This window comes from Lutibacter sp. (assembly GCF_046055765.1).
Lineage (GTDB): Bacteria > Bacteroidota > Bacteroidia > Flavobacteriales > Flavobacteriaceae > Lutibacter.
Genome location: NZ_JASFZF010000141.1, coordinates 1 through 7,190 on the forward strand (window position 1 = coordinate 1; position 7,190 = coordinate 7,190).

Genomic DNA, 7,190 nt, shown 5'->3' on the forward strand with positions numbered 1-7,190 from the left:
TTAATTTGAAAGGTTCGCTGTAACGTCTAGTTACTCTGTCATTTTTATACATATACTTGTGGTTTAGTGTATACATATTTCAGGACGGGTCAAAATGTTTGCCAACGGTTTGTATATGAAAAGTAGCGGATTTTACAACACTAGCTTTTCGGATTATTACTGACTTTAAATTTATAAATAATATTTCGTTAAAGCACCAAAACCGCTATTTTTTATATACTTTGTTAGCTGTCTGGGCTTTCTTTTCCGCTCTGTTGATAGCGTTGGCAAAGACATACTCTTTTGCAATTTTGGCTTGAGTGTTGGCTGTAGCGATTGCAAATGTGTATGGCTTTATGCGTTGGCATTTTCCACTAAATCAATTTCCTTTTTTGTCAACTTATACAATTCCGAAACTAAATTATCAATTCTTTTTTCGATATTCTTTAAATCTGTTTTTAAAGCGTTTGTTTCAGTTTTATTATTCTCAAAAATTTCTAACCATTCCATTTCTTCCATTTTGGTTAAAGAATCTCTATTAATTTTTTTGAAAGCTTTGTTCAATTCTGAAATGAAATCGGTAAAATCCAAGTCAAACCAATTATCAAGTTTTCTGGTTAATAAAATTGATGTTGATTTTACTAAATAGTTCCTAAACCTTTTATCCGATTCTTTAAGTTTATTCCCTGCAATTAGTGCTTTATCTATTTCTTCGTTTATTAGTTCTTGCTCTTTTTCGTTTCCAATCTTTAAAGGAATTGGATTTAGATTTACGCCTTTTACTTGTGCGAATGCTCTACCTCTTTCTCCAACTATTTTTTGATAGTAGAAGTTAATTGTACTTGAGTTTAAAAGAGCTAAAAGATATTCAAGACTAACTTTTTTGTCTGTTGGAACTATTACAAAAACACTTTTCCAAGCATATAATCGTGATGTATCAATTGTTCCAATAATCCTATCTCCAGTTTGACGAATAATTATTTTCTTTGGACAATCAAAAAGCCTTTCTTCTCGTGCTCTGTGTAATAGCTTTTTATCATATTCGACATATTTCGGGTCGCTTTCAAAGTCCAATTTATATTTGTGAAAATTTCGACCTCTTACCATTGGCTTACTAATATCACTAATTGGGCTTTCATTAATATAATTAGGTTTGCATTCAATACCAATTTTCAATTCGCACAATTCTTTCAGAGGAACACCAAGTTTTCTCATTTTTTTCATTAAAGCCTTTTCAGTTGGTGTTATTTGAATATTAAACGCAAAAAATTGATTTTCTAAAAATTCATCTTGATTACATTCTTCAAATGGAATATCAAAATCAGTTCTTTTTGGTCTAAATAAAAACTTAACTTTATTTTTTTGAGAAATTGCGTTTGAATATGTTATTACAGTTGTTGGGACAACTGCATCTTCAAACGCATCATAACCAACATCAATAATTATGTTTATAGTTGTTTCTTTTAGCAATAACTCTCTTAATTTTCTACCGAACTTTTGAAGTAAAATGTTATTAGGTATTATTAGACCACATTCTCCTGAAGATTTCATTAGGTCAAGACTTAACTCCATAAAATAGATATATGTATCAAAGTCGCCTTCCATTGTTTGGTATTTACCTCTGATATATTCCTTTTCTAATTCGTTTAAAGTTGCTCCATAAGGTGGATTGCCAATTATAACATCAAAACCACCCTTTGCAAATATTTCAGGAAATTGTTCTTTCCAATTAAAGGCTTTAGTTTTTGCAATATTTTGGTCGTCAATAAGACTGTTTCCGCATTTTATATTGTTATTTAAAGATGTTAATTTTCTCCCTTTTTGTGCAGTTCTTAACCACAATGATAGTTTTGCAATGTCAACACTTTCCTCGTTTATATCGACACCGTAAAGGTTATTTTCTAAAATCGAATTTTCAACTTCACTTAAAATCATTGCATCTCCGAAAAGTTTCGCTTGTAATTCATCAATATAGCTATGTTCTGTAATTAAAAACTCTAAAGATTGATTTAAGAAAGCACCACTACCACAAGCTGGGTCACAAATTGTAATTTGTAAAAGCCATTTTCTGTAATCTTCTAATTTTTGAGTGAGTTTTTTTAACGTAGCTTTTTTTCTTCCCTTGCGTTCTTTCTCATATTCATCTTCTTGAATATCAAGTTCTATTTTCTTTTCTTCACAAAGTTTGCCTACTGTATTATCTACAATGAATTTGGTAATATATTTGGGTGTGTAAAAAACACCGTCTTTCTTTCTTTTTGTTCTTTTGGATTCTGGTTCGACATCTTGAATTTTCGATTGTATTTCATCAATATCGTTTAATGAATGTTCAAAAATGTGTCCAAGTATGTTTACGCTAACTTCACTCTCGAAATCGTAGTTACTTAATTTAACTGTGTGCTTATGAAGTAAATCGTCATCTATTTTGATATTATCTAAAATATCGTCAGGTGCAAATAAACCTCCATTATAAGCGAAAATGTCGTGCTGTTGTCCTTTGTGTCCAGTATTCATATAACCGAAATATTTTCGAAATCGGTCGTACAAAGGAAAATACTCATCGTATTTATCTTTTAAATCTGTCCATTGGTTTACAATTGAACGAATAGAATTTGGTGGAAGTAATAATCTATCTTCTGCAAAGAAGATGAAAAGAAAACGGTCAAGTAATTTTTGAGTTTTTTTGAATAAAGTCAGCTTGTCGTATTGAGGATTTTCCTTTTGGATGCTATCAAAAACCTCATTTCTGAAAGATGCGTAATCTTTGTAAAGTTCTTTTGTGATTTTTTCCTCTTGCGTTAAGGATTCATCTTTAATTTTTTTTGGAATGTCTTTTAAAAGATATTCAGACGAAAGACAAAGCCAAAGTATTTCGAAACGCTCTTTTGTTAGTTGAAATAGATTAAACTCCTCAAAATCTACAGCGTTATCAATGTAAAAACGCAACTTTTCGAAGTTGGAAGTAATTACATAATTACAACCTGGTTGGTTGTTTTTATAACCAAATGCTTGGGTTTCTACTTTGCTTAAATCGGTTGTGTTTGTTCCTTTTAGCTCAATTACTGCGAGTGCTTTTTCACCTTTTAAAATTGCTCCATCTGTCTTTTTCGAGTCTTTTATATTTTTTAATTCGGTTGTGAGATTAAAATTTGGGGTTGGATTTTTTGTGTAACCTAAAACATTTACAAATAAGTCAATTAGAAATTCACCTTGATATTGTTCCTCTTTAGAATTCCGAATGTTTTCTTGAATTTTCGGATTGTGAAAATGATTAGTAAATCGCTCAAAAGCTTCTTTCACTTTTTCCACATCTAATCCTTTCAAATATTTATTTAGAACAGAGTTCTGAAATAGACTCATATTTTTAATCTTTTTTCAAAGTTACTTTAATTCCGAGTGATGGCAAAAAATAGCTCTTTTGTTTTTTTAAGCGTTGGATTTCGCGTTGGCAAAAAAAACAAATGTGCTGTTTGTGCGGCTGGTTTTCGCCTTGCAGCTAACGGGTTTGGGTTATGATTTCGTTGCGATAAATCCGCAGGATTTGTCGGAATAGAAATCGTTTTTAAATATAGTTAATTTCTGTCGTAAAATGTTTATCGGTAGCAATGAATTATACCCAGTGTTAACTAAATCTTGCGACACGCAATGCTGAGTAAAGTATTTAAATTTCATCGAAACTTTGTCAATCATAGCAATTCTTTTCATTCTTTAATTTTTCAATTCAATTTTTTTAATCTTTCCGTTCCGATTTATAAAAACTCCGTTTTGAGTGGAGAAAATCATAAAAGTTTTTCAATTTACTCAGAATTTTCGTTTTGTAAAAATCAAACTTTCAGTTTTTCGTTTTGTTAGCCTGTTTTTAGAATAAAACTCAGTTACAGTTTCTGTTTTTCAATCTCAACTTGTTCTCTTCTCGGCTTATTAACTTGTTTTAAACACCAAACTCAAATTCGGTAGAGTAGGAGTTGTTCTAAAATTTATCGTTTAGCACAGACTCAATTCGTACCGTTTCAATATTCAATTCGGTAATGTTTTTTAAGAACTTAGTTTTTAAAACTCATTTTTCACATTCAATTTGCCAATAAAATAATCTGTCGGAGCAATTTTAGTTAACGTGTTTGTATATGGTTTGTTGCGTTTTTTAAACACCTAATTTAGCAAATACAAACCGAATAGAAAATCCGCGAGGATTTTCGTAAGTAGGCGAGTACTAGCAATAAATTATATACGGTGTTGTAAACTGTGCTTTTAGTAATATTCTATTTCGTATTTATAATTTTTGGAATTCTGAAATATATAATCCAATGACTTTTTATCTGCTAATTTTTGTAATTTATTATATTGAAAAGTCAGAGTTGTATCTCTATATGTTCCTATTGTTTGATAAGTATAATTCTTATCTGAATATTTATATAATTCAACAACTGGCTTTTCTTTATGACTGTTATAACTTACTCTTTTTGTTTTCCTTTTCTTTTTGTCATAAAATATTGTGTCTACTAAGACAAGGGCTTTTTCAAAATCAGGTTTTTCGACAGGTATAAATTCCCAAGAGTATGTTTTAGAACTTTTTATTCTTTTTGATTTTTTCGTTTCTCGAATGAAACGAATAAGAGAATCGGACTCGTATTTTATCTGTTTTTCAATTCCATATTTTTTATCAAATTCGTAAGTCGAAAATGCACGAATTACGCAAGTGTCTTTAGAAACAAAATTTTCGCAGAAATATTCCGAAACTCTTTGTCCATTTTTAAATTCGAACGTTCTAATTTTATTTCTGAAAGTTTTTAATCTGGAATCAAACTTTCCATAATTCACTTCTCGGACTAAATTTCCAGATTTGTCAAATTCGCTCAATCTATTGTTAACCAAACTATCTCCAACTTTTTTAAATTCCGAAATTGACTTTATGTTTTGAGAAAAACTCAAAATTGAAGTTAGAAATATTGTTATGTAAATGAGGTTTCTCAGCATTGTTTACAACGGTTTAGGGTTATGATTTCGTTGCTGTAAATCCGCTAGGATTTTCGGGCTAGAAATCAGGTTAAATATACAGAAAGTTTGTCGGACTTTCACCAAACCCAGCAATGAATTATACCCATTGTTGTACAATGTTTTATTTTATATCAATATTTTCTTTGGTCTATAAATATAATAAATCAATCCAATTCCTAAATAGATTATTACATAAATCCAAAATGTAAAATACTGGACATATTCATATTTAGCTCCAACCAAGTCATACATCTCAATTAATTCTTTAACCCAAATTCCTAAATATGCGAAATACAGAATCAATACTAAAATCCAACCAACAATTGAGTTTCTAATTGTTTGATATAAAAAAATGATAGTTGGGATAAGAAAAATATATAAATATTCAGCACCAAAGGAACTCATACTATTTAATTCATTTCTACTCGTGATAAATCCGAAAATGAATATTAAAAGAGGAATTAAATACAAAAGTCTAATTAATATATTTTTCAAATTCACACCAGTTTTATTCTTTTATTCTATATGAGTTAAACCTCTTAACTTTTTTCATTTGAGAGTTTTCAATTAGTTGAAAAATTACAAATGGAATTGCCAAAGCACCTATAATTTTTCCAAAACTTGAATAGCTCTTTTGACTTTCAATATATTCTTTATGCTCAAGATAAAATTCTCCTAAAAGATGATAAATCAGAACAGAACCAATTATAAAAAATAAAAATGCCAAAATTGTAATAACTCGATTTTTCTTTGCTCTAATTTGATTCGGATGATAAATATTCGGTGTTAAGCATTTTTTACAATTTAATTCTATTTTGTCTCCTTTTTCAAAACTCAATTCAGTTCTATCAGATACATTTTCATAAAACTCAATGTATTCTCCACAATTTTTACATTTTGTTTCTAATTTCATTTTTCCTCAGAAATATTGTACAACGGGTTTTTATATGATTTGTGCGCCTAAAAATCGGAGATTTTTCGGTGGTAGCAAATCGTTTGTTGAATGTTTGTCAGTTTGTACTAGGTCAAATTTAAGCATAAATTATATGAGGTGTTGGCTGTAGTTTTTTTTAAAATCCTGCATTTTTTTTCTTTTCCTCAATTGTCTTTAATCTCTTTTTGTAACTATCCATAAATATTTTATATTCATAAAGTATTAGTCCAGGAGTATGAGAGTTTGGATTACCAGGAGCTTTCGTAGGAAATAAATGAACAATTTTGGTTTTATCTTTATCTGTCATTATTAACCCGTATGTGCTACTAAAATTAAGCGGAAGATTCCAATATTCATTTTCATAGAAGACAATATATCCTATTTCTTCAAAAAACTGTCTCGTCATTTCAAGAGCATTTCTAGTATTTTGATATCCAACTCCAGATAGTCTAGTTCCTTTTAGAAAAAAATATATTCCTTTCAATCCTGTTTTTGAATCGATAAACATATTCGACAAATCTGTTTTATAAATCCAACCATTTCCAATATCTATGTTTGTATAGAAATCTTTGTTAGCTTTATACTCCGCTTTTAGTTCTTTTTTATTCATACCGATAAGTAAACCTTTGAACAAACTTGTTCTTTCTTGAGCTCTTGTTATTAGGAAGTTTCCAAATATCAAGACTAATAAGGATAATAATTTTATTTTTCTCATATCTTTTTATTTTCAAGTTAAAATCTTCTTTTACTAAATAAATTTCATTTTTCAAATTTTCTATTTCTCTGTTAAAATATTCTGTAATTTCCTCAAAACTCTTTAATGGTTTTATTGTTTTGCTCAGTCGACCACTTAATTTTGAACTTCCTCTTATTGTTCCTTTTAAATTTACAATATTCTGTTTTTTCTTAAAAGGAAATCTTTTAAAATACTCAAGGAAAAATTGAATAATTCCAGAGTCTTTGAAAAAAATCAATTTTTTCTTTAATGAAATTATTATCGTTGAAGCTCCAATTAATTGAATAATTAATCCATATATTTTTATTCTATCAATCAGCAAAAAATCATTCGGTGCTTTGTCTAGGTTTAGTCCAATTATAAAAATAATTACAGAGAGATAAAGAAGTTTTCCCTCATAGAACCATAAAAATATTCTTTTCATAGAATTTTCATTTTTTTATTACAGCCAACGGTTTAGTACATGAAAAGAAGCGGATTTGAAACCGAGATTTTCCATAGCTTTTAATTTAGGTTTAAATTTAGTTTAAAATTTCTTTTTAACAT

Annotated in this window: 6 protein-coding genes; all 6 read right to left on the bottom strand. The window is 29.0% G+C overall.

What is annotated here, in order from left to right; genetic code table 11:
- Positions 1-333 precede the first annotated feature (333 nt).
- Positions 334-3,339, bottom strand: coding sequence for an Eco57I restriction-modification methylase domain-containing protein (locus QM495_RS12765; protein ID WP_408672499.1), 3,006 nt, complete (start codon positions 3,337-3,339; stop codon positions 334-336).
- An 888-nt stretch (positions 3,340-4,227) separates the two neighbouring features.
- Positions 4,228-4,953 carry a hypothetical protein gene (locus QM495_RS12770; RefSeq protein WP_408672500.1) on the bottom strand — a complete coding sequence of 242 codons (726 nt, stop codon included), beginning with the start codon at positions 4,951-4,953 and terminating at the stop codon, positions 4,228-4,230.
- A 147-nt stretch (positions 4,954-5,100) separates the two neighbouring features.
- The gene (locus QM495_RS12775) at positions 5,101-5,469 is read right to left on the bottom strand and encodes a hypothetical protein (protein WP_408672501.1); all 369 of its coding nucleotides are present in this window, start codon (positions 5,467-5,469) and stop codon (positions 5,101-5,103) included.
- 13 nt (positions 5,470-5,482) lie between these two features.
- Positions 5,483-5,887: a hypothetical protein gene (locus QM495_RS12780; protein WP_408672502.1), complete on the bottom strand. Its 405-nt coding sequence runs from the start codon at positions 5,885-5,887 to the stop codon at positions 5,483-5,485.
- A gap of 157 nt (positions 5,888-6,044) precedes the next feature.
- On the bottom strand, positions 6,045-6,542 hold the full coding sequence (locus tag QM495_RS12785) for a hypothetical protein (protein ID WP_408672503.1): 498 nt from the start codon (positions 6,540-6,542) through the stop codon (positions 6,045-6,047).
- Positions 6,511-7,068 carry a hypothetical protein gene (locus QM495_RS12790; RefSeq protein WP_408672504.1) on the bottom strand — a complete coding sequence of 186 codons (558 nt, stop codon included), beginning with the start codon at positions 7,066-7,068 and terminating at the stop codon, positions 6,511-6,513. Before QM495_RS12790 ends, QM495_RS12785 begins: the two co-directional genes overlap by 32 nt.
- Between the last annotated feature and the right edge of the window lie 122 nt (positions 7,069-7,190).

Excerpts from the sequence above, each read along its gene's own strand:
- QM495_RS12765 (WP_408672499.1), bottom strand. The coding sequence starts at position 3,339 with ATGAGTCTATTTCAGAACTCTGTTCTAAATAAATATTTGAAAGGATTA.
- QM495_RS12770 (WP_408672500.1), bottom strand. The coding sequence starts at position 4,953 with ATGCTGAGAAACCTCATTTACATAACAATATTTCTAACTTCAATTTTG.
- QM495_RS12780 (WP_408672502.1), bottom strand. The coding sequence starts at position 5,887 with ATGAAATTAGAAACAAAATGTAAAAATTGTGGAGAATACATTGAGTTT.
- QM495_RS12790 (WP_408672504.1), bottom strand. The coding sequence starts at position 7,068 with ATGAAAAGAATATTTTTATGGTTCTATGAGGGAAAACTTCTTTATCTC.